Below are 454 nucleotides of genomic sequence, written 5' to 3'. Positions count from 1 at the left end.
CGCGTTAATCGCACTCCACTCTAGTTGATTTAAATCTGACAAATTATTTTTATCTTCAAAGTAGTAAGAGCCAGCATTGGATAAAGTAAATGCCCAGCGGCGTTGATTTTTCTGCGCCCACTTAACGCAAGAGTGAAGATCGGCTTGGAGATGAACTATTGGACCTTGTCCTCCTTTGTAAGCTAGCTCATCACTATCTGCACGATGGATTACGTACAACATGATTGATCGTGGGCAAAAGTAGAAGGGCACACATTGACCTACATATAAATCAGGATAGCTACTAAGTGTTAACTCGGTGAGGCGACGCTGTTTAATGCTATTCATACCAATCGTCGTTCCAGCAGCGCCTTGAGCAATGATACGCGCATCGCAAAGCAGCCCATTTGAAGCGAGGATCGACGCAAGTCGGTCTACATGCACTATGTGATAAATTTTAGGCTGCATAGGTATA

1 protein-coding gene is annotated in these 454 nt (G+C 43.8%); it reads right to left on the bottom strand.

Translation table 11 applies throughout. The features are described from left to right. Positions 1 to 454, bottom strand: a 454-nt coding sequence (gene darT, locus FLQ44_RS19705; RefSeq protein WP_206208997.1) for a type II toxin-antitoxin system toxin DNA ADP-ribosyl transferase DarT, incomplete at both ends; no start/stop codon positions are given.

Source organism: Vogesella mureinivorans (assembly GCF_007644035.1).
Classification (GTDB): Bacteria; Pseudomonadota; Gammaproteobacteria; order Burkholderiales; family Chromobacteriaceae; genus Vogesella; species Vogesella mureinivorans.
Note: the sequence above shows the minus strand (reverse complement) of the source record. Positions and strands in the feature narration are given on the sequence as shown.